This is a genomic window from Roseateles sp. P4_D2, from assembly GCF_056401875.1.
This window is the reverse complement of sequence record NZ_JBFUIM010000025.1, coordinates 1-20,912: the sequence shown is the minus strand read 5'-3', so window position 1 is coordinate 20,912 and position 20,912 is coordinate 1. Positions and strand designations below refer to the sequence as shown.

Genomic DNA, 20,912 nt, shown 5'->3' with positions numbered 1-20,912 from the left:
CCTTCTACCTCAGCGGAAGACGACCGTGCGATTGCCGTTGAGCAACACCCTGTGCTCGGCATGCCACTGAATGGCCCGCGCCAGCGCCACGCACTCCATGTCTCGGCCGATGCCCACGAGCTGCTCGGGCGGCATGCTGTGGTCGATGCGGGCGACCTCCTGCTCGATGATCGGCCCCTCGTCGAGGTCGCTGGTCACGTAATGCGCGGTTGCGCCGATCAGCTTGACGCCGCGTTCATAGGCCTGGTGGTAGGGCTTGGCGCCCTTGAAGCTGGGCAGGAAGCTGTGGTGGATGTTGATGGCCCGGCCGCTCAGGTCGCGGCACAGCTCGGGCGACAGGATCTGCATGTAGCGCGCCAGCACGACGAGGTCGATCTGGTTTTCGGCCACCACTTCGCGGATCTTGGCTTCCTGCGCCTGCTTCTGTGCGTCGGTGGCGCCCAGCAGCGGGAAGTGGTGGAAGGGAATGTTGTGCGAGGCCGCGAGCTGATAGAAGTCGCGGTGGTTGGAGACGATGGCCGGGATCTCGATGGGCAAGTGCCCGGTCTGCACGCGGAACAGCAGATCGTTCAGGCAATGGCCGAGCTTGGACACCAGCAGCAGCACACGGGTCTTGCGGGCGCGGGCCACCAGCTCCCAATCCATGTCGAACTGGGCGGCGAGCGGCGCAAACGCGGCCTGCAGCGCACCCTCTTCAGCCTTGGCCTCGAACTCGATGCGCATGAAGAAGCGCGCATGGTCAGCGTCACCATGCTGGTGGGAGGTCAGGATGTTGCCGCCTTCGCGCAGCAGCACACCGGTGACGGCATGCACGATGCCGGCGCGGTCGGGGCATGAAAGCTTGAGGATGAATCGCGGGGTCATGCGGTCGTTGCAGGGGCTTGGAACTGGCCCGCCACCAGCAGCAGCTGCCGATCGCAGCGCGCCGCCAGATCGCGGTCATGGGTGACGAGAACGAAGGCGGTGCCGGACTCGCGGGCGCGCTCCAGCATCAGCTCGAAGACGACCGCGGCGGTGTCGCGGTCGAGGTTGCCGGTGGGCTCGTCGGCCAGCACGCAGGCCGGGCGGGTGACAAGGGCCCGGGCGATGGCCACGCGCTGGCGCTCGCCGCCCGACAGCTCGGACGGGCGGTGCTGCGCGCGGTCCTTGAGGCCGACGCGGGCCAGCATCTCGGCGGCCGTTTCGCGCGCCTGGGCAGGCGTCTGGCGGCGGATGCGCAGCGGCATCGCGACGTTGTCCAGCGCCGAGAACTCGGGCAGCAGGTGGTGGAACTGGTAGACGAAACCCAGCTGCTGGTTGCGCCAGCGGCCACGCTCGGCCTCATCCATGGACGCCAGCGACCGGCCCATCAGCGTGACGGCGCCCGAGGTCGGCACGTCCAGGCCGCCCAGCAGATGCAGCAAGGTGCTCTTGCCCGAGCCCGAAGCACCGACGATGGCCAGCGTCTCGCCGCGCGACACATGCAGGTCCACTCCCTTGAGCACGGTGACGTCCAGGCCGCCTTCGCTGAAGCGACGGGTCAAGGCCGTGGCCTGAAGAATCTGATCACTCATAACGCAGCGCCTCCGCCGGCTGCACGCGGCTGGCGCGCCAGCTTGGGTAGAGCGTGGCGAGGAAGGACAGGGCCAGGGACACCAGCGCAATCGGCACGATGTCGCCTTGCTGCGGGTCGCTGGGCATCTGGCTGATGACGTAGATGCTGCCGGGCAGGAAGCTGACGTTGAGCAGGCGCTCGATGGTGGGCACGATGACGTCGATATTGCAGGCCACCAACAGCCCCAGGCCCACGCCAGACAGCGTGCCGATGACGCCGGCCACCGCGCCCTGCACGATGAACACGCCCATGATGGAGCGCGGGCTGGCGCCGAGCGTGCGCAGGATGGCGATGTCGCTCTGCTTGTCGGTCACGGTCATCACCAGGGTGGAAACAAGGTTGAAGGCGGCCACCGCGACGATCAGCGTCAGGATGATGCTCATCAGGCGCTTCTCGATCTGCACGGCGTCGAACCAGTTGGCGTTGGAACGCGTCCAGTCACGCACCAGGATGTCCGGGCCCATGGCGCCCTTGAGTTCGGCTGCCACGCGGCGGGCGTCGTGAACGTCACGCAGCTTGAGCTGCACGCCGGTCGGGCCACCGGTGCGGTAGAGCTTGGCCGCGTCGTCGATGTGGATCAGGGCCAGGCCCGAGTCGTATTCATAGTGGCCGGCGCTGAAGGTGCCGACCACATTGAAGCTCCTGTATCGCGGCGAGGCGCCCATCGGCGTGACCTGGGCGCCGGGCGCGACGACGGTGATCTTGTCGCCCACACCCACGCCCAACTGGCGTGCCAGCTCCGAGCCCAGCACGATGTTCCAGGCACCGGGCTGCAGTTGGGCGAAAACGCCGTCCTTGAGCTGAGCACCAAGGCCGGTGACCGTCGCTTCCTCGGCCGGCGAGATGCCACGGATGATGGCGCCGCGCATATCCTCGCCACGTGCGATCAGGCTCTGGCTGGCGACAAACGGCGCCGCACCCATCACCTCGGGGTTCTGTCTTGCCTTGGCCGCCGTGGCCTGCCAGTCCGGCAGCGCCTGGCCGGTGTACTCCAGCAGCTCAATGTGGGCGATGACGTTGAGCATGCGGTCGCGCACTTCCTTCTGGAAGCCGTTCATCACCGACAGCACGATGATCAGCGCCGCCACGCCCAGCGCGATGCCCAGGATGGACACGCTCGAGATGAAGCTGATGAAGCGGTTGCGCCGCCCGCCGCGGCCGGCGCGCGTGTAGCGCCAGCCGACCTGGAGTTCAAACGGCAGGGTCATGAGGCTTTGCAAAGGCGTACGGCATGGGGCCGGGATGGTAACTGGCAGGCCGTGGCGAGAATGGCACCCGACCTCTTCTGGAATCGCGATGAAGCCCTTGTCTGTCCTGCTGCCAGCCTGTCTTCTGACATTCGCCCTGGCCGCCCCGGCCGCGGCCGCGCCCGATCTCGTCATCCTGGTGCGCCACGCCGAGCGCGCCACCGAGCCCGTGGGCGACCCGGCCCTGACGCCGGCTGGCGAGCAGCGCGCCCAGGCCCTGGCCCAGGCGCTGGCCGGCCTGCGCGTGAACAGCATCCTGACGACGCAGTTCCGCCGCACGCGCGACACCGCCGCGCCGCTGGCCAAGACGCTGGGCCTGCAACCGCGCATCGTGGACGCCAAGGGCGCCGCCCATGTGCAGGCGTTGGCCGACGCGGTGCGCGCCCAGACCGGCGTGGTGCTCGTCGTCGGCCACAGCAACACCGTCACGGCCGTGCTGGCGGCGCTGGGCGGCCCAAAGCTGGCGGACCTGTGCGACACGAGCTTTCATCACGCCTTCTTGCTGCAGCCAGCAACCGAGCCGCCGCGCTGGGCGCAGTTCAGCTATGGCGCGCCAAGCGGAGCGCCCGAAGCGAACTGTCTCTAGTGCAGCATCTGCTCCACCTCGGCCGCCGGGTCGCCAGTGGCGGCGATCTTGGCGGCGAGCAGGTCCAGGTCCAGATGCAGGTGCTCGATCAGCTCGGGCACGGCCACCTTCAGCGCATGCACAGGCTCGTCATGGTGCTCGGCGGCATCCGCCAGCACCTCGGCCACGTGCAGCACGGCCGCGATCAGCGAGAAGGGGCGGATCTCCAGCGGCGTGTTGGCATCCTTGAAGGCCTCCACCATCGCCTGCGGGAAATGCCAGTGCGCAGCCAGCGACGCGGTCACGTCGGCGTGGGTGCAGCCGAAGCGGTGCTCCTCCAGCGAGAAGCGGCTGCCGGGCTCGGCGGCATGGGTCTCGACGTCGGCCACCAGATGCGGCTCGTCCAGGGCCATCAGCAGCTGGCCGGTGCGCAGCATCAGCCCCGCGAGGTAGGCGGTGTCGGCCGTGGCCGCATCGGCGCCCAGCATGCGGGCCAGGATGCGCGCGTAGTTGGCCGTGGCGACCCCGTGGCGCCAGAAGGTGGCCCGGTCCAGACCCTGGACCTTGGGAAAGGCGCCGCTCAGGCAGGCGGCCATGGTGAGGTTGCGCAGCGTCTCCAGGCCCAGCGCATGGGCGGCGTCAATGACGGTGGCGATCTGGTGCGCGGGGCTGTAGTGCGCCGTGTTCGCCAGGCGCAACACCTTGGCGGCCAGCGCTGCGTCCTTCTCGATCAGCGCGGCGATCTGCGAAATGCCGACGTTGTCGTCGTCAAAGCTCTTCAAGAGCCGCGTGGCCACCTCGGGCATGGTCGGCAGGGCGTTGTGCCTGACGAAGAAACGTTCGGCAGCTGCACTCATCTTTGACCTCCGGGGCGATGACAGTCGGGCCAGTCTAGGACGAAGGCCGCAGGCCCGCCACGGACTTCACGTCCCCTAAACGATCAGCAATGCGCGGAAGTCATTCACATTCGTGAAGCTCGGCCCCGGGACGAGCAGGTCGCCCAGCGGCGCGAAGAAACTGGCGCTGTCGTGCTCGTCCAGCAGGGCCTGCGGATTGAGCCCCAGGGCGCGGGCGCGGCCCAGGCTGCTGGGAGTCAGCAAGGCACCGGCATGGGGGCCAACACCGTCGATGCCGTCAGTGTCGGCGGCCAGCGCATAGACACCGGGCTCGCACTGCAGGGCCAGCGCACAGCCGAGCAGGAACTCGGTGGCGCGGCCGCCTTTTCCAATTGCGGCCGCGAGCCGGCTCGGGTCGACGGTCACCGTCGTTTCGCCGCCGGACAGGATCACGCAGGGCCTGGCAAAGGGCTCGCCGCGGCGTGCGACGGCGCGAGCGAGCGCCGCATGCATGCCGCCGACCACGCGCGACTCGCCTTCGATCTCGTCGCTGAGGATGTGGGCGGCGATGCCCTGCTCGCGGGCAAAGGCGGCGGCCGCCTCCAGGCTCATTTGCGGCGTGGACAGCATGACGAGTTCATGGCCGGCTTGGGCGAAGTCACCGGGCTTGGGCGTCTCGAAGGTGCCCGACTCGAGTCCGGCGCGGGCGGCGGCGAGCAGTTCGATCTTGTAGCGCCGGCAGATGGCCAGCGCATCGGCGCAGGTGGTCGGGTCGGCCACCGTCGGGCCGGAGGCGATGACGGCCGGGTCGTCACCGGGCACGTCGCTGATCGCCAGCGTCAGCACCCGCGCCGGCGCGCAGGCCGCGGCCAGCCTCCCGCCCTTGATGGCCGACAGATGCTTGCGCACGCAGTTCATCTCGTCGATGGCCGCGCCGCTGTTCAGCAGGGCGCGGTTGATCGCCTGCTTGTCGGCCAGCGTCAGGCCGGGCGCGGGCAGGCTCATCAAGGCGGAGCCGCCGCCGGAGATCAGGCAGATGACCAGGTCGTCGGCAGTCAGGCCGAGGGTCAGGGCCAGCAGCTTCTCGCTGGCGGCCAGGCCGGCGGCGTCCGGCACTGGATGAGCCGCCTCGACGACCTGCAGCCGGCGCGGCTTGTAGTTCGGCGGTACATGGCCGTAGCGGGTGATGACGAGGCCCGACAGCTTGGCGTCGGCCGGCCAGGCGGCTTCCAGCGCCTGGGCCATGGAACCGCCCGCCTTGCCCGCGCCAAGCACCAGGGTGCGGCCCTTGGGCGGCGGCGGCAAATGCGCCGCCAACACCCGCCCGGGCAGCGCGCGCGCGACGGCCACGTCATAGAGCTGCCGCAGCAGCGCGCGCGGGTCCAGGCTCATGCCAGGCTCATGGCTGCTGAGCCCAGCGGCCGATCAACGCGCGCTCTTCTTCCGTCAGGCCGGTCGCGTTATTCAGCGGCATGGCGCGCTGCACGATGACCTGCTGGTAGATCTGGGCCTTGTGGGCGCTCAGGCCCTCGGCCGAATCCAGCCGCACGCCCTTCTGCGCCACCTCGCCGGTATGGCAGGCCAGGCAACGCTGGGCGGCGATCGCCTGAACCTGCTCGAGCGTGACCGGCGCGGCCGCGGCGGCCTGCGGCGCGGGCGCCATTCTGACGATGAGCCCACCGATGAGTAACGCTGCCAGGCCCAGCGAATCCCAGCCGTTCACGCCCTTGTGCCGCTTCACGAAGAAGATGCGGATCGACACGCCCGCGGCCATCAACACGCACAGCACCAGCCAGTTGTCCGGCCGCTGGTACAGCATGCCGTAGTGGTTGCTGAGCATGGCAATCAGCACCGGCAGGCCGAAATAGGTGTTGTGGACGCTGCGCTGCTTGCCGCGCTGGCCATAGATGGGGTCGGGCTTCTGGCCGGCACGCATCTGCGCGATGACCTTCTTCTGGCCCGGGATGATCCAGTGCGCCACGTTGGCCGTCATCATGGTGGCCAGCGTCGCGCCGACGATCAGGAAGGCCGCGCGGCCGGCGAAGAGATGACAGGCCAGCCAGCTTTCCAGCGCGACAAAGGCAGCGACGACGGCCATCACGCGGCCGTCATTGCCGATTTGCCCATCCTTGGTGCGGCCGAGGGCCTGGCAGGCGATGTCATAGACCGCCGAGCCGACGACCAGGAAGCCCAGCGCCGCCGCCACGGCCTGCCAGGGCGCGCCCCAGGTATGGACGCGCGGGTCGATCAGCATCTGGCTGGCATTGCACAGGTAGAGCACGACGAACAGCGCAAAACCGCTCATCCACGTCCAGTAGCTCTCCCAATAGAACCAGTGCAAGTCCTGCGGCAGGTTGGCCGGCGCCACCATGTACTTCTGCGGGTTGTAGAAGCCGCCGCCGTGCACGGCCCAGAGTTCGCCGTCCACGCCCTTGGCCTTGAGGTCATCGGCGGTCGGCCTGACGAGGTGGTTGTCCAGCCAGACGAAGTAGAAGGACGCGCCGATCCAGGCGATGACGGTGATGACGTGCAGCCAGCGCAGCAGCAGGCTGGCCCAGTCGAGGAGGTAGATATCCATGAGCGGTGGTGTTCTCGCACGGCCCCACCACGGCGGGTGCTGTGGGGCCCAGGGGTCGCGTCAGCGCAGGCTCAACGCCTCCGACACCGCTGCGACAGGGCGGAAGTGTATGCAGCAGCGGCGCCTTGGCGTCAGCCCTTCTTGAACCCGACGTAGGCCACGCCGATCACCGCACCGCGGCCGTCCTTGATCGGGCTGTAGCAGGCATCGAACCGTTTGCCCAGCACTTCCACTTCGCCGCTGAAGGACTGGCCCCGGCTGATCGTCTCGTAGGCCTTGGCTCGCGCCAGCGGCGTACCCACGCCGCGCGTGCCCTCGGGCGTGAGCACATTGGTGCTGATGCGCACGAACTCGTCGCCGGACTTCACGAACACCGTGGCCGTGGCACCGGTCTTTCGCTTGAGGTCGTCCACCAGCTCGTAGTCGTTGTTCAGCTTGCGCGCGCCGAAGTAAAGGCCGGGCACCTGCTTGCCGCCTGACGTTTCAGTGCCCCGGAGCTCGGGCGCACCGAGTTGTGCCAGGCGCGCCTGCATGTCGGCGATGAGGGCCTGGGGGTTGCCGGCCGCGTGCAGCCGGAAGAACGCAACGGCGCCGACGAGTTGCTGCGCCTGATCGCGCAGGCTTTCGGCGGCGGCGGCGCTCTGCTCCACCAGGGCGGCGTTCTGCTGCGTGCTGCGGTCCATCTGGACGACGGATTCGCCCACGTCGTTCACGTGCCTGGCCTGCACGGCGCCAGCGGCGCTGATCTCGTTGACGATGCGGTCCACCTTCTGGATGGCGTCCACCACCTGCTGCATCGTCTCGCCCGCGCCGTCCACCTGCCGCGAACCCTGCTGCACCTGCTCGCCGCTGTCGGCAATGAGCTGCTTGATCTCCTTCGCGGCGTTGGCACTGCGTTGCGCGAGGCCACGCACTTCGCCGGCGACGACCGCAAAGCCTCGGCCCTGCTCACCCGCGCGAGCCGCCTCCACCGCGGCATTGAGCGCCAGGATGTTGGTCTGGAAGGCGATGCCGTCGATGACGCCGATGATCTCGGCGATACGTGCCGAGCCGTGGCTGATGGCCTGCATGGTGTCCACCACCCCGCCCACCGCGGCACCGCCGCGCTCGGCCACGCCGCAAGCCGTCGTGGCCACGCTGCTGGCATCGCGTGCATGGTCCGCACCGAGCAGCACCTGCTGACGTAGCGTCTCCATCGCGCCCGCCGTGCGCTGCAACTCCGCGGCCTGCAACTCGGTGCGGTGGGAGAGGTCGGTGTTGCCGGTGGCGATTTCGGCGCTGGCCATGGCCACGCTCTCGGCACCCTCGCGCACCTGAGCGACAACCGTGATGAGCCGCTGCTGCATCTGCGCCAGACCCGCCATCACGCTGGCCTGGTCGCCGGGTTTGACGGGCACGTGGTGGGTCAGGTCACCTTGGGCAACATACTGCAGTTGCTGCGCCACGACGCGCGGCTCGCCGCCCAGCTCGCGCAGCAGCGCACGCGACAGCACGACGGCCAGCGCCACGACGGACAGGAGGCTGGTGATCAGCAGGCTCCAGATGAGTGCCTGCCCCAGCGATTGCAGCGCCGCCACGCCGAGCGCCACCGTCAGCATGACCAGCCAGCCGAAGGCCAACCCAAGCTTGTGCGCGGTCGACAGTCCGGCCCGCTTCTCGTTCAACGCCATGTCAATTCTTCGTGCACGCGCCTACCGCAGCAGGCGCCGCCGCCGGCGTCGAAAGAACGGGTTGGGCCATCAAAATCTCCGTGTCGGGGCGCATGAGTGCAAACAGCAAAATTGATCCTGCAGCCCGGGAGTATTGGCTGCATCCGAAGGTGCCGAAAGCTCGACGCCGGCGTTGTAACACCGCGTGCCGCGATTTAGTTCACGGCAATGCAAGAACCTGTGCCAACGCCGCAATTGCGATGACCGCCGGCTGTTTGCCCGCCACGCCGGGCACCCCGATGGGGCAGACGACGCGAGCCAGGTCGGTCTCGGTGAAGCCACGGGCCTCCAGCCGTTGACGAAAGCTCGCCCATTTGGTGCGGCTGCCGATCATGCCGATGAAGACCAGGTCGCCCCGCTCGCGCTGGCGCCTCAGGCAGGCGGCAATGATCTCGAAGTCCTCGGCATGGTTGTGGCTCATGACGAGGACGGCCGAACCAGGGGAGAGATCGTCGACAGCATCGGCCGCTGGATCACAGACCTCCTGGCGCCAGCCGCGCTCGGGCGGTTCGTCGGGAAACTGACCCTCGCGGCTGTCGATCCAGTGCAGCGCAAGCGGCAGGTCGCGGGCGATGTGGGCGATGGCCAGGCCGACATGGCCGGCGCCAAACAAGGCCAGGGGCCGCTGCGGTGGCTGGGGCACATGGGCGGCCAGGTCTTCGCCCGCTGCGACGCGCTCGAAGGCCAGCCAGACCACGCCGCCGCAACATTGGCCCAGGCTGGGGCCGAGGGGATAGCGCACCTCCGCCTCCAGTTCGTCGCCATCCAGCGCCCGGCGGGCGCGGGCAATGGCGTCGAACTCCAGGTGGCCTCCGCCCACGGTGCCGGTGATGCCATCCGGCGTCACCGCCATCCAGGCGCCCTCCTCGCGCGGCACGCTGCCGGTGGTGCGGGCGACCGTGACGAGAATCAGCGGTTCAGCTGCCACGGTAGGTCGAGTAAGCCCAAGGCGATGCCAGCAGCGGCACGTGGTAGTGGCTGTCTTCATCAGCAATGCCGAAGTCCAGCGGCACCTCGTCCAGAAAAGCCGGCTCCGGCAACACCGTGCCAAGGGCGCGGAAATACGCAGCCACCTCGAAGACGAGGCGGTAGCGACCCGCTGTCAGGGCCGCACCGTCCAGCAGGGGGCCGTCGGCGCGGCCGTCCCCATTCAGGTGCAGGCTGCGCAGCCATTTGGGGCCTTCGGCGTCGAAGCGGTACAGGCGCACGGCCATGCCGGCGGCGGGGCAGCCATTGGCGGTGTCGAGAACATGTGTTGTGAGCTTGCCCATGGAATCTCCGTCGATTGATGCAAAGTGTAGGGATGAGCACGCCCCATCAGCCCCGGTATCCCCGCGACCTCGTCGGCTATGGCGAGAACCCGCCCCACGCGCAATGGCCCGGCAGCGCCCGGGTGGCCGTGCAGTTCGTCCTCAACTACGAAGAGGGCGGCGAGAACTCCGTGCTGCATGGTGACGCCGGCAGCGAGCAGTTCCTGTCCGAGATGGCCAACCCGCCCAGCTTCCCGGCGCGGCACCTGAGCATGGAAAGCATCTACGAGTACGGCTCGCGCGTGGGCGTGTGGCGGCTGCTGAAGGAGTTCGAGCAGCGCGCGCTGCCGTTGACGATCTTCGGCGTGGGCATGGCGCTGGAGCGCTCGCCCGAAGTGACCCAGGCCTTCGTCGAGCTCAACCACGAGATCGCCTCCCACGGCTGGCGCTGGGTGCACTACCAGAACATCGACGAGGACACCGAGCGCGCCCACATGGCCCAGGCAATGGCAAGCCTCAAGCGCCTGACGCTGGGCCGTGACCCGCATGGCCTGGGCTGGTACACCGGCCGCGACAGCCCCAACACCCGCCGCCTGGCGGCCGATTTCGGCGGCTTCGACTACGACAGCGACTACTACGGCGACGACCTGCCCTTCTGGCTGCAGGTCAGGAAGACCAATGGCGAGCTGGCGCCGCACCTCGTCGTGCCCTACACGCTGGACTGCAACGACATGCGCTTCGCCCTGCCTCAGGGCTTCAGCCATGGCGAGCCCTTCTTCGAATACCTGCGTGACAGCTTCGATGTGCTCTATGCCGAGGGCGCCGACAGCCCGAAGATGATGAGCATCGGCATGCACTGCCGCCTGCTCGGCCGCCCGGGCCGCATGCGGGCCCTGCAGAAGTTCCTGGACCACATCGAGGCGCATGACCGCGTCTGGGTCTGCCGGCGGCTGGACATCGCGCGACACTGGAAAACCGTTCACCCCTTTGACGCCAAGACGGCCTTCGTCTGGGAATGATGAAACTCGACGACCTCAACAACGCCAGCGCCGCGGACTTTGTCGCGCTGCTGGACGGCACCTACGAACACTCCCCCTGGATCGCCGAGCGCGCTGCCGCGGCACGCCCGTTCAAGTCGCTGGCTGCGCTGAAGGTCGCGCTGGCCCGTGTCGTACGCGAAGCGACGGTGGATGAACAGCTCGGCCTGATCCGCGCCCATCCCGAGCTGGCCGGCAAGGCCGCCGTCGCCGGCAAGCTGACGGCCGAGTCGACGAACGAGCAGCAGAAAGCCGGGCTGACGGCCTGCACGCCCGAGGAGTTCGAGAAGCTCCAACTGCTCAATGCGAAGTACAACGAGCGGTTTGGCTTTCCCTTCATCCTGGCGGTGCGGGGCCCGCGCGGCACCGGCTTCACGCGCACCGAGATCATTGCGACCTTCGAGCGACGGCTGCGTTCCCACCCCGACGTTGAGCGCGCCGAGTGCCTGCGCCAGATCCATCGCATTGCGGAGATCCGGCTCAACGACAAGTTCGGCGTTCGGCCCGAGCTGGGCGAGCAGCTGTGGGACTGGGCCGCCCAATTGGCCGTTCACAGCGAGGCCGAGGATTTCCTGACCTGCACCTACGCCACGCCCACGCACACAGCCGTCGCCGAGCAACTCATGACGTGGATGCGCGACTGCGGCTTTGACGAGGTCAGCCGCGATGCGGTCGGCAATGTCGTGGGCGTCTACAACGGCACGAGCGCCGACAAGCGGTTGCTGACCGGCAGCCACTACGACACCGTGCGCCGCGCCGGCCGCTTCGATGGGCGGCTGGGCATCTTTGTGCCCATACTGGTCGTGCGCGAGCTGCATCGCGCCGGCAAGCGTCTGCCCTTTGGCCTCGAGGTTGTGGGCTTCTCCGAGGAAGAGGGTCAACGCTACCCGGCGGACTTTCTCGGCTCGAGCGCGCTGATCGGCGCCTTCCAACCCGCCTGGCTGGACCAGACCGACGCCGCCGGCATCACGCTGCGGGATGCGATGCAGGCCGCCGGGCTGCCGGGCACGGCGCAGGCTATCCAGACGGTCAAGCGCGACCCGTCGCGCTACCTCGGCTTTGTCGAAGTCCACATCGAGCAAGGCCCGGTGCTCGACAGCCTGGACCTGCCCCTGGGCATCGTCACCAGCATCAACGGCAGCCGCCGCTACACCGGCGAGATCATCGGCCTGGCCAGCCACGCCGGCACAACGCCCATGGGCCAACGCCGCGACGCCGCGGCGGGCGTGGCCGAGCTGATCCTGTTCACGGAACAGCGGGCCGCAGCGGTGCCGGACGTCGTCGGCACGGTCGGCATGCTGGAAGTGCCTTCTGGCTCCATCAACGTCATCCCCGGTCGCTGCCGTTTCAGCCTCGACCTGCGCGCAACGACCGACACAGCCCGCGACGCACTCGACGCCGACGTGCGCGCCAAGCTCGAGGAGATCTGCCTGCGCCGCGGCCTGAGCTTCACACTGCAGCCGACGTTGGCCGCCAACGCGGCGCCGAGCGATGCGGCCTGGCAGATGCGCTGGGAGGCCGCCGTCACCGGGCTGGGCCTGCCCATCCACCGCCTGCCCTCTGGCGCCGGCCATGACGCGATGAAGCTGCACGAGCTGTTGCCGCAGGCCATGCTGTTCGTGCGCGGCGGCAATGGCGGCATCAGCCACAACCCGTTGGAGTCGGTGACGGTAGATGACGCCGACCTGTCCATCCGGGCATTTGAACGTTTGATCGATACCCTATGACTCAGAACCGCATTGATGCCTGGATCAGCGAGAACTTCGACGACGAAGTCCGCTTCCTCCAGACCCTCGTCCGCATCCCCACCGACACCCCGCCCGGCAACAACGCGCCGCACGCCTACCGCACGGCCGAGCTGCTGGCGGAACTGGGCTTCGAGGCAGAGAAGCACACCGTGCCCGCCGCCGAGGTGCATGCGGCCGGCATGCAGTCCGTCACCAACCTGATCGTGCGCCATCGCTTCAGCGAGGACGGCCCGACGATTGCGCTCAACGCCCACGGCGACGTGGTGCCCCCGGGCGAAGGTTGGACGCATGAGCCGTACGGCGCCGAGATCGTCGACGGCAAGCTCTATGGCCGCGCGTCCGCCGTCAGCAAGAGCGACTTCGCGACCTACACCTTCGCGCTGCTGGCTCTCAAGAACTCGGGCCTGCCGCTGAAGGGCGCCGTCGAGCTGCACTTCACTTACGACGAGGAATTCGGTGGCGAACTCGGCCCCGGCTGGCTGCTCAGGCACGGCCTGACCAAGCCCGACTACCTGATCGCCGCCGGCTTCAGCTACCAGGTCGTCACCGCCCACAACGGCTGCCTGCAGATGGAAGTGACCCTGCACGGCCTGGCCTCGCACGCGGCCTATCCGAGCACCGGCATCGACGCGCTGCAGGCCGCCAACAAACTGCTGACGGCCCTCTACGCGCACAACGACGTGCTGAAGATGCGCCGCTCCGAGGTGGCTGGCATCACCCACCCCTACCTGAACGTCGGCCGCATCGAAGGCGGCAGCAACACCAATGTCGTGCCCGGCAAGGTCGTCATCAAGCTGGACCGCCGCATGATTCCCGAGGAGGACCCGGCCGCCGTCGAGGCGGAAGTGCGCGCGCTGATCGAGAACACGGTGGCCCAGAGCCCCGGCATCAAGCTGGACATCAAGCGCCTGCTGCTCGCCAACTCCATGAAACCACTGCCCGGCGCCGCGCCCCTCATCGCCGCGCTGCAGAAGCATGGCGAGGCGGTGTTCGGCGAGGCCATCCCGACCTCGGGCACGCCGCTGTACACCGATGTGCGCCTGTACACGGCCCACGGCATCCCGGCCGCCATCTACGGCGCCGGGCCGCGCACGGTGCTTGAGAGCAATGCCAAGCGCGCGGACGAGCACCTGGTGCTGGACGACCTGAGGCGCGCGACCCAGGTGGTGGCACGGGCGCTGGCCGAGCTGCTTGCCGCGTGACGCGGCGGCGGCACCGGATCAGGCAGGCCCTGCCACCAGCGCCGCGTTGACGGTGTCGACCAAGCTTTTGAGGCTGCTCTCGCCCCAACCGGTCTTGATGCCCGCGACGCTGCGGTCGCGCCGCAGCACAACGGTGTAGGGCAGCGAGCCCGGCGCCTCGAAAGCCTTCTGGCAGGCCTGGGTCGGGTCGTAGCTCAACGTCAGCTGCACATGCTCGGCCAGCGCGCGGGAGAGCTTGCGAAAGACATCGCGCTCCTCCGTGTTGACCGACACGACCTGCAGCCGGTCGGCAGCGGCCCGCTGCAGCCGGTCCAGATAGGGGAATTCTTCGCGGCAATAGCCGCACCACGAAGCCCAGAAGTTAACGACGACCACCTTGCCCTCGTAGTCGGACAGCCGGGGCTCCTTGCCATCAAGCAGGCGGCCCAGTGGAGCGTCAGGCGCCACGCGCTCCAGCGGCGGCCGGGTAGGCTTGGGCTTGGCCGGCTCGTCGGCCCGCGCGCCGCCCACGGCCAGGCATCCAGCCCAGGTCAGCAGGCCGCGCCTGTTCATGCATTGCTTCATCTCGCTTCCCTGTGTCCGGCGCGTTAGGCCGCGGTGGCCCCATTCTGCGCGCAGGCGCTGCCACCTAGAATCCCCCCATGTCAGCCCCGACGCATGCCCGCGCCCGCCGCCACGTCTGGTGGCTCGTGGCCGTGTTCCTGCTGGGTGTGCTGGCACCTGGCGTCAGCGCCGCCCTGGCCCATGCGCGGGGCGACTTTTCGGCCTGGCAGGACGTCTGCCGCGCGCCGGCGTCCAACGCCAATGCCGCCGAGCCCAAGCCCATTGAGGCCGCGCTGGACCTGCTGGCCAAAGGCCATTGCCCGGCCTGCCATCTGGGCGCCGCCGACCTCATCGAGCCTCCCGCGACACCCGAGCTGCGGTTGCGCGACGACCTGGTGCTGGAAGCTCCGGAGCGCTTCTGGACCGCGCCCGTCACTGCCCACGCCTGGCGCCCCGCCAGCGCACGCGCCCCACCCGGGCCGATCTGAGTCATCCGCCGCCGCGGCCATCAAGGCCCGGCGTTTTGCCGGCGCCCGCACCGGGCGCCGGCGCGACCCAGATCCAGCCCTTCCATGAAGAAATCCACCCTTGCGCGCGCGGCCGCCGCTTGCGTCGTCCTGTCCGTGGGGCCAGCCGCGCAGGCCTGTGACGACTGCGACGACGCCTCATCTCCGGCCCAAGTTGCCGCCGCAGACCCCGACACGCCGACGCCGCGCAACAAGCTCGACCTCGTCCGCGTGCAGGGTGTTGCACCCAGCTCCCTGCCCACCAACATCCCAACGACTCGAGAAACCGTCACGCGCGAAGACATTGCGCGCAGCATCAACGCGACCGACTCGGAAGACGCGCTGAAGTACCTGCCCAGCCTGCTGGTGCGCAAGCGCTACATCGGCGACTACAACCACGCCATCCTGTCCAGCCGCGCCTCGGGCACCGGTAACAGCGCACGCTCGGCCGTCTACGCGGACGGCATGCTGCTGTCCAACTATCTGGGCAACGGCGTCGGCGGCCTGTCCTTCCCGCCGCGCTGGGGATTGGTGACGCCGGAGGAGATCGAGCGCGTCGACGTCATGTACGGGCCCTTCTCGGCCGCCTACCCCGGCAACTCGGCCGGCGCCGTCGTCGACTACGTGACGCGCATGCCGACCCAGTTCGAGGCCCATGCCAAGCTGGGCTATGTGTCCCAGCCCTTCGAGCTCTATGGCACCAAGGCCAACTACCGCGCCCGGCAGGCCAGCGCCTCGGTAGGCGACCGCGCCGGCGACCTCAGCTGGTGGCTCAACGTGAACCGCACCGACAGCGACGGCCAGCCGCTGACCTTCGCCAACCGCCTGGCCAGCACGGGCACCGTGGTCACCAACGGTACCCCGGTGACGGGCGCCGTGCTGGTGCCCAACAGCAATGGCCAGCCCTGGTATCTGCTGGGCTCGGCCACGCAATACAGCACCCGGCAGGACCACGTGAAGCTCAAGCTGGCTTATGAGCTCAGCCCCACGCTGCGCGCCAGCTATGTGATGGGCGTCTGGCACAACGATTCAGACGGCAATTCAGAGAGCTGGCTGCGCGACGCGAGCGGCAAGCCCGTCTATTCGGGGCCTGTCGTCATCGATGGCAAGCAGCTCACCGCGCCGACTGGTGGCGACTTCCCGTTGACGCGCGAGCAGCTGCTGCACGTCATGCACGGCCTGTCGGTCAAGAGCCGCAGCGGCGGTGAATGGGACTGGGAAGCCGCGGCCAGCCTTTACGACTATCGCAAGGACGACAAGCGCCAGAACGCCGCAAGCAACCCGCGGCCGGGCGCTCGGACGGGCGGCGCGGGCACGCTGGCCGACGGCAGCGGCACCGGCTGGAACACCCTCGCCCTCAAGGGCATCTGGCGCCCCGCGGGGACCGACCACGTCGTCGACCTCGGCCTGCAGCAGGACAGCTACCGGCTCAGCTACCTGACGTCCAACATCACCGGCAACTACCTCGCTGACGGCCCCGGCGCGCTGGCCAGCAACGTGCGCGGCAGGACGCGCCTGCAGGCCGCCTACGGCCAGGACGCCTGGCTGATCACCCCCGACTGGAAGGCCGTGCTGGGCCTGCGCGCTGAAGCCTGGCAGGCCCACGACGGACGCACGGACTTCTCGGCCACGGCCGGCCAGGCCTATGCCGCGCGCAGCGAGAGCTTCCTGTCACCCAAGGCGGCCCTGTCCTGGCAGGCCACGGCCGACACCGTGCTCAAGGCCTCCGTCGGCCGGGCCGTTCGCATGCCCACCGTGGCCGAGCTGTATGGCGCCACGTCGACGACGAACTCGGCGTACATCAACGACCCCAACCTCAAGCCCGAGAAGTCCTGGACGGCCGAGCTGAGCGCTGAAGCCACCTGGGGACCGCTGCAGTCGCGCCTCACGCTGTTCGCCGAGACAACCCGCGATTCGCTGTACTCGCAGGCCCTCTTCGACCCGGCGGCCAACAGGAACGTCAGCCGCGTGCAGAACATCGACAAGATAGGCACGACCGGCTTGGAGGCCACGCTCGCCGCCAACGACTGGCTGCTCAAGGGCCTGGACCTGTCGGCCAGCGCGACCTACACCGACTCCAGGATCAAGGCCAACAGCGGCTTTGTCGCAACGCCGGGCGACACCCTGGGGCGTTGGCAGCCCAACATCCCGTACTGGCGCGCCACCGCCCTGGCAGCCTGGCGCTTCGACGAACACTGGAGCGCCAGCCTCGCGGCCCGCTACAGCGGCCGCCAGTACCGCACACTCAACAATGCCGACGTGAACGGCTTTGCCTACATGGGCGTCAGCAAATATGCGACGGCCGATCTGCGCGTGCTGTGGAAGATTGACCGCCAGTGGAGCGCCGCCGTCGGCATCGACAACCTGAACGACTATCAATACTGGAACTTCCACCCCTACCCGCAGCGCAGCTACTCGGCCGAGCTGAAATTCGATCTATGAAGACATACCTCACCGCCACTCTGCTTGCCGTCGCCGGCACCGCCCAGGCCCACATCACGCTGGAGCAGCCCGAGGCCCCGGCCGGCAGCAGCTACCGCGCCGTCTTCAAGGTCGGGCACGGCTGCGAGGGCGGCGCGGCGACGAAGGAAATCGTCGTGACCCTGCCTGAGGGCTTGCGCGGCGCCAAGCCCATGCCCAAAGCCGGCTGGACGCTGACCACCAAGCAGCGGCCGCTGAAAGTCCCCTACGACAGCCACGGCAAGGCCGTCACCGACGAACTGGCCGAGGCACGCTGGGTGGCCAATGGCGAGGCCAACTATGTGCAGGACGCCTGGTACGACGAGTTCGTGCTGCGCGTGTCCCTGCCAGCCGAGCCGGGCGAACTGGCCTTTGCCGTGCGCCAGGTCTGCACCCAGGGCGAGTGGAACTGGGCCGAGCTGCCGAGCGCCGCCAACCCCAAGCCGCGCGCACCGTCCGTCAGGTTGAAGGTGCTGCCCGCCCGTACCGAGGCTCACAGTCACTGAGCCGAAAAAGCCGGGTCGATCCCGGCTGATCGCGGCTTTGTCGCAGGCCGCTGCGCCGATGATTCAGCCCGTCACCAGTGCATGGCCCCCGGCAACGTTGCGGCCCCTGGCGAGGCGGCACGCGAGCCGCCCGCGACCATGAAAGCACGAGATTCGGGCCCGACTGCGTCACCTCCCGGTGTCGCCCTGCCAGGCCACCTGCGCTGTGATCCACGCCGCAGCCCTACGCCCCTCCGGGGTGCGTCCCGGGCGGCGTGAAGCGCTCTTTCGCCCCGAACGGCCTTGGCCGCTCGGGGCTTTACTTTGCCTGCATGCAAACGCCACTCGGCGTGCACCGGCGGCCTTCTGGGGACTGACCGGTAGCATCGCAACCTGTTGCAGCAGCAGGAGTTCTTCATGACAGTGCTCGCTCGATTCTGCGCGGCACTGTGGTTTGCGGCGGCGGTGCAGGCTGCGGCAGCCGTCGAGGTCGTGCGCATCCCGCGCCCCGAGGTTCGGGAAGACCGTCGGTCGGTCTACGCCGATCAATTGCTGGCGCTGGCGTTGGCGCGCTGCGGCACCGAGTACCGGATCGAGCATGCGGGTGTCACCATGAACCAGGAGCGCCAGGTCCTTGAGTTGGAGGCGGGGCGCATGATCGACGTCGCGCCCATTCCCGCCTCGCCCGAGCGCGAAGCCCGCCTGCTGGCGATCCGCATCCCCGTCAATCGCGGCATGCTCGGTTGGCGGATTGGCCTCATCCGGCGCGGAGATCAGGCACGCTTTGGGTCGCTCAACTCACTGCAGCAGCTCCAGCAACTGCGGGTAGGCCAAGGCCAGAGCTGGCCGGACACCGAGATCCTGCGTGCCAACGGCATTCCGGTCGTGGCTGGCTCGGCCTATCTGGCGCTCTTCAACATGCTGCAGGGAGAACGATTCGACTACTTTCCCCGTGGGTTGACCGAGGTCTGGGATGAACTGGAGGAGCGCTCGGACCGCTTCGAGGTGGAGTCGCACGTGGTGCTGCACTACCCCTATGACGCCTACTTCATGGTGAACCGCAAGGCCACGAAGCTCGCCGCCGACATCGAGCGCGGACTGAACCAGGCGATGGCCGATGGCAGCTTTGACAAGCTCTTTGAGCGCTACTTCGGCGAACGGTTACGCCGTGCGCGCCTGCATGAGCGCGTGGTGATCGATCTCACCAATCCGCTGCTCACGCCCGGCACTGCCACGCCTGCCGAACGTCCGGAGCTCTGGTACGACTTCCGGCGCTGGCCAGCGAAGGCGAAGTAGGCAACGACGACCTCACGCCGACAAGGCAATTTGCCTTTGAGACGCAAGCAGGCCGCCCACGCTCCCAGCCCGGGTGCGCGCCTCAGCGCATCGCGACGATGCCGCCCTCGGCCGACGGCGCCAGCAGGAACAAGCCAGCCTCGCTGCGTTCGCCGCTGCGCACCTGCACGTCCACCAGGCAAGCCTGGCCGACGTCGGTGGCACGCAGCAGGCGCGTCTTGCGCTGCTGCGGCGAGCGGCCCAGACGCTCGATGAGTTCGCGGTAGACCGCCACGCGGCCCGGCTCACCGGCAGCGCCCAAGCTGCCGTCCATCGTGAACTGGGCCGTCAGGCCCCAGGCGTCGCTGGCATTCCAGCGCGAATCGAAGTCATCCAGCCGGCGTTGCAGTGTCGCCTTGTCGTCACAAGGCGACGCGGCGGCATGAGCCTCGGCGGGCAGGACCAGCACACCGGCGGCCACCAAGCCCAGAGCGGTGACGATGGCCCAGCTCAGGCTGAGTGGGGCAGAAGAGGAATCAAAACGCTTCATGAGGATCTCCTGGAAAAGGATCAACGGGACAGAGACACGCTCGATGCGCCCGGGGCAGCTCGGCGCGCGCCGCCGGTGCGGCAGTGCTGAGCAGAAGGACGAGGTCGAGGCGTTGCATGGATCGCACTTTGCCGAGCAGGCCGGGCCCTGCCATCGCCCCGAAGAGCCATGCGACGAGCCACGACCGATGGCCCGTCGGGCATGGCCCATCAGCGCGATGGCAACCGCGACGCCGGCCGGAACACTGCGGCGCATCCGGCCCCATCACGCCGGCTCAAACGGAGCCTTCACCATGACCACCCTCCCCCCGCGCCTGGACCTCTACGCCCATATCCACAAGGCTTTGCGCCTGTTCATGAGCGACACACTGCAGCAGCTGAGCCGCCTCGATGTCGACGACCCGCTCGAGCTGGCCGCCAGCCTGGGCCAGCTCGACGCGTTGCTGGATGCCGCCCGGCACCATCTCGACAAGGAGAACGAGTTCGTCCACCCCGCCATCGAAGCCCGCCGCGCGGGGGCCAGCGCGGCCATCGAGGTCGAGCACGAGGAGCACCTGGACGCCATCGCCGGCCTGCGCGCCGAGTCCGCCGCGCTGCGCGCCATGCCGTCAGCGAGCGCCGCCCAGCGCCTGTACCGCCGCTTCGCGGCCTTCGTGGCCCACAACCTCGAGCACATGGGCGTGGAGGAGAGCCGCCACAACCTGGCGCTGTGGGCCGCCTACAGCGACGCCGAACTGCTCGACATCCACCACCGCCTCCTGGCCAGCATCGGCCCGCGCGAGATGAGCGAGACGCTGCGCTGGATGATCCCGGCCTTGACGCCGGCTGAGCGCGCCCTTGTCATCGGCAGCCTGCCGCCGCCGGTTCAGGCGCCGGTGCTGGCCTCGGCGCGCGCGCTGCTCAACGACACGGCCTGGGCCAAGCTGTGCCGGGCGCTGGGTCAGGCCAGCGTGCCGGGCCTGGTGGCCATCTGACGCTGGTTCCACCACGCGGCCGCCTCGCCGCGTGAGTTCAGGCCCAGCTTGTCGAGGATGTTGGCCACATGCCGCTTGACGGTGTGGGGGCTCAGGTCCAGCGCGCGGGCGATGTGCTTGTTGCTGGCGCCGGCGGCGATCTGGGCGATGACTTCGGCCTCGCGCTGCGAGAGCCGGTCGTCCCCGGAAACGGCGGCAGCTTCGACCACCACCCGCGTGGCCGGCCGCACGGCTTCAGCCCAGCCGCGCAGCCGGGCGAGGTCGACCGGGTCGAGCAGGTCGCCCCAGTCCTCGCCCGCCATCTGCAGCAGCTTCGGCACGGCCCAAAGCAGGCCGCCGGGCTCGCGCCGGGCC

At 68.7% G+C, this 20,912-nt stretch carries 20 protein-coding genes and 1 pseudogene; 9 read left to right on the top strand and 12 right to left on the bottom strand.

Annotated features, from left to right (window positions below; translation table 11 throughout):
- Window positions 1-9: 9 nt before the first annotated feature.
- From purU to AC1DW0_RS28975, 3 genes are read right to left on the bottom strand one after another with little or no spacing between them, the layout of a single operon-like run.
- Window positions 10-864: a formyltetrahydrofolate deformylase gene (gene purU / locus AC1DW0_RS28985; protein WP_457325487.1), complete on the bottom strand. Its 855-nt coding sequence runs from the start codon at window positions 862-864 to the stop codon at window positions 10-12.
- Window positions 861-1,553 carry a lipoprotein-releasing ABC transporter ATP-binding protein LolD gene (gene lolD, locus AC1DW0_RS28980; RefSeq protein ID WP_056192712.1) on the bottom strand — a complete coding sequence of 231 codons (693 nt, stop codon included), beginning with the start codon at window positions 1,551-1,553 and terminating at the stop codon, window positions 861-863. The genes purU and lolD overlap by 4 nt, the downstream gene beginning before the upstream one ends.
- A complete protein-coding gene (locus tag AC1DW0_RS28975; protein WP_477949502.1) occupies window positions 1,546-2,802 on the bottom strand; it encodes a lipoprotein-releasing ABC transporter permease subunit in 1,257 nt (418 codons plus the stop codon). The genes lolD and AC1DW0_RS28975 overlap by 8 nt, the downstream gene beginning before the upstream one ends.
- Before the next feature lie 88 nt (window positions 2,803-2,890).
- On the opposite strand from AC1DW0_RS28975, the gene AC1DW0_RS28970 reads away from it, so the two are divergent.
- Window positions 2,891-3,427 carry a histidine phosphatase family protein gene (locus AC1DW0_RS28970; RefSeq protein ID WP_477949500.1) on the top strand — a complete coding sequence of 179 codons (537 nt, stop codon included), beginning with the start codon at window positions 2,891-2,893 and terminating at the stop codon, window positions 3,425-3,427.
- On the opposite strand, the gene AC1DW0_RS28965 is transcribed toward AC1DW0_RS28970, so the two are convergent.
- The 6 genes and pseudogenes from AC1DW0_RS28965 to uraH form a co-directional block, all read right to left on the bottom strand.
- Complete coding sequence (locus AC1DW0_RS28965) at window positions 3,424-4,263, bottom strand: HDOD domain-containing protein (protein WP_477949498.1); 840 nt, start codon at window positions 4,261-4,263, stop codon at window positions 3,424-3,426. The genes AC1DW0_RS28970 and AC1DW0_RS28965 overlap by 4 nt on opposite strands.
- A gap of 75 nt (window positions 4,264-4,338) precedes the next feature.
- Entirely contained in the window at window positions 4,339-5,634 is a 1,296-nt protein-coding gene (locus AC1DW0_RS28960) for a glycerate kinase type-2 family protein (protein ID WP_477949496.1), read from the bottom strand.
- Window positions 5,635-5,641: 7 nt separating this feature from the next.
- Window positions 5,642-6,820 carry a urate hydroxylase PuuD gene (locus AC1DW0_RS28955; RefSeq protein WP_457393637.1) on the bottom strand — a complete coding sequence of 393 codons (1,179 nt, stop codon included), beginning with the start codon at window positions 6,818-6,820 and terminating at the stop codon, window positions 5,642-5,644.
- Window positions 6,821-6,951: 131 nt separating this feature from the next.
- A pseudogene (locus tag AC1DW0_RS28950) lies at window positions 6,952-8,337 on the bottom strand (methyl-accepting chemotaxis protein); the annotation flags it as partial.
- Window positions 8,338-8,689: 352 nt separating this feature from the next.
- Entirely contained in the window at window positions 8,690-9,457 is a 768-nt protein-coding gene (gene xdhC, locus AC1DW0_RS28945; protein ID WP_235531815.1) for a xanthine dehydrogenase accessory protein XdhC, read from the bottom strand.
- Entirely contained in the window at window positions 9,447-9,800 is a 354-nt protein-coding gene (gene uraH / locus AC1DW0_RS28940; RefSeq protein WP_056192733.1) for a hydroxyisourate hydrolase, read from the bottom strand. Before uraH ends, xdhC begins: the two co-directional genes overlap by 11 nt.
- A 32-nt stretch (window positions 9,801-9,832) precedes the next feature.
- On the opposite strand from uraH, the gene puuE reads away from it, so the two are divergent.
- From puuE to AC1DW0_RS28925, 3 genes are read left to right on the top strand one after another with little or no spacing between them, the layout of a single operon-like run.
- The gene (gene puuE / locus AC1DW0_RS28935; RefSeq protein WP_477949493.1) at window positions 9,833-10,798 is read left to right on the top strand and encodes an allantoinase PuuE; all 966 of its coding nucleotides are present in this window, start codon (window positions 9,833-9,835) and stop codon (window positions 10,796-10,798) included.
- Window positions 10,795-12,543, top strand: a complete 1,749-nt coding sequence (gene uraD / locus AC1DW0_RS28930) for a 2-oxo-4-hydroxy-4-carboxy-5-ureidoimidazoline decarboxylase (protein WP_477949491.1) — start codon at window positions 10,795-10,797, stop codon at window positions 12,541-12,543. Before puuE ends, uraD begins: the two co-directional genes overlap by 4 nt.
- Window positions 12,540-13,766, top strand: a complete 1,227-nt coding sequence (locus tag AC1DW0_RS28925; protein ID WP_477949489.1) for an ArgE/DapE family deacylase — start codon at window positions 12,540-12,542, stop codon at window positions 13,764-13,766. The genes uraD and AC1DW0_RS28925 overlap by 4 nt, the downstream gene beginning before the upstream one ends.
- Window positions 13,767-13,784: 18 nt before the next feature.
- Here AC1DW0_RS28925 and AC1DW0_RS28920 read toward each other — a convergent pair whose 3' ends face one another.
- On the bottom strand, window positions 13,785-14,318 hold the full coding sequence (locus AC1DW0_RS28920) for a TlpA family protein disulfide reductase (protein ID WP_477949487.1): 534 nt from the start codon (window positions 14,316-14,318) through the stop codon (window positions 13,785-13,787).
- An 89-nt stretch (window positions 14,319-14,407) separates the two neighbouring features.
- On the opposite strand from AC1DW0_RS28920, the gene AC1DW0_RS28915 reads away from it, so the two are divergent.
- From AC1DW0_RS28915 to AC1DW0_RS28900, 4 genes are all read left to right on the top strand, one after another.
- A complete protein-coding gene (locus AC1DW0_RS28915) occupies window positions 14,408-14,797 on the top strand; it encodes a DUF2946 family protein (RefSeq protein ID WP_457323496.1) in 390 nt (129 codons plus the stop codon).
- Between the two features lie 84 nt (window positions 14,798-14,881).
- Complete coding sequence (locus AC1DW0_RS28910; protein ID WP_477949485.1) at window positions 14,882-17,257, top strand: TonB-dependent receptor; 2,376 nt, start codon at window positions 14,882-14,884, stop codon at window positions 17,255-17,257.
- Window positions 17,254-17,781, top strand: a complete 528-nt coding sequence (locus AC1DW0_RS28905) for a YcnI family copper-binding membrane protein (protein WP_457444018.1) — start codon at window positions 17,254-17,256, stop codon at window positions 17,779-17,781. The genes AC1DW0_RS28910 and AC1DW0_RS28905 overlap by 4 nt, the downstream gene beginning before the upstream one ends.
- 375 nt (window positions 17,782-18,156) lie before the next feature.
- Entirely contained in the window at window positions 18,157-19,056 is a 900-nt protein-coding gene (locus AC1DW0_RS28900) for a hypothetical protein (protein ID WP_477949483.1), read from the top strand.
- 82 nt (window positions 19,057-19,138) lie between these two features.
- Here AC1DW0_RS28900 and AC1DW0_RS28895 read toward each other — a convergent pair whose 3' ends face one another.
- Window positions 19,139-19,585 (bottom strand): hypothetical protein, encoded by a 447-nt coding sequence (locus AC1DW0_RS28895; RefSeq protein WP_477949481.1) that lies wholly within the window; start codon window positions 19,583-19,585, stop codon window positions 19,139-19,141.
- A gap of 292 nt (window positions 19,586-19,877) precedes the next feature.
- Between AC1DW0_RS28895 and AC1DW0_RS28890 the strand changes: the two genes are divergently transcribed.
- A complete protein-coding gene (locus tag AC1DW0_RS28890) occupies window positions 19,878-20,558 on the top strand; it encodes a hemerythrin domain-containing protein (protein ID WP_477949479.1) in 681 nt (226 codons plus the stop codon).
- Here the strand turns inward: AC1DW0_RS28890 and AC1DW0_RS28885 are convergent.
- Window positions 20,525-20,912, bottom strand: a 388-nt coding sequence (locus AC1DW0_RS28885) for a response regulator transcription factor (RefSeq protein WP_477949477.1), incomplete at its 5' end; no start/stop codon positions are given. The two genes, AC1DW0_RS28890 and AC1DW0_RS28885, sit on opposite strands and share 34 nt — an antisense overlap.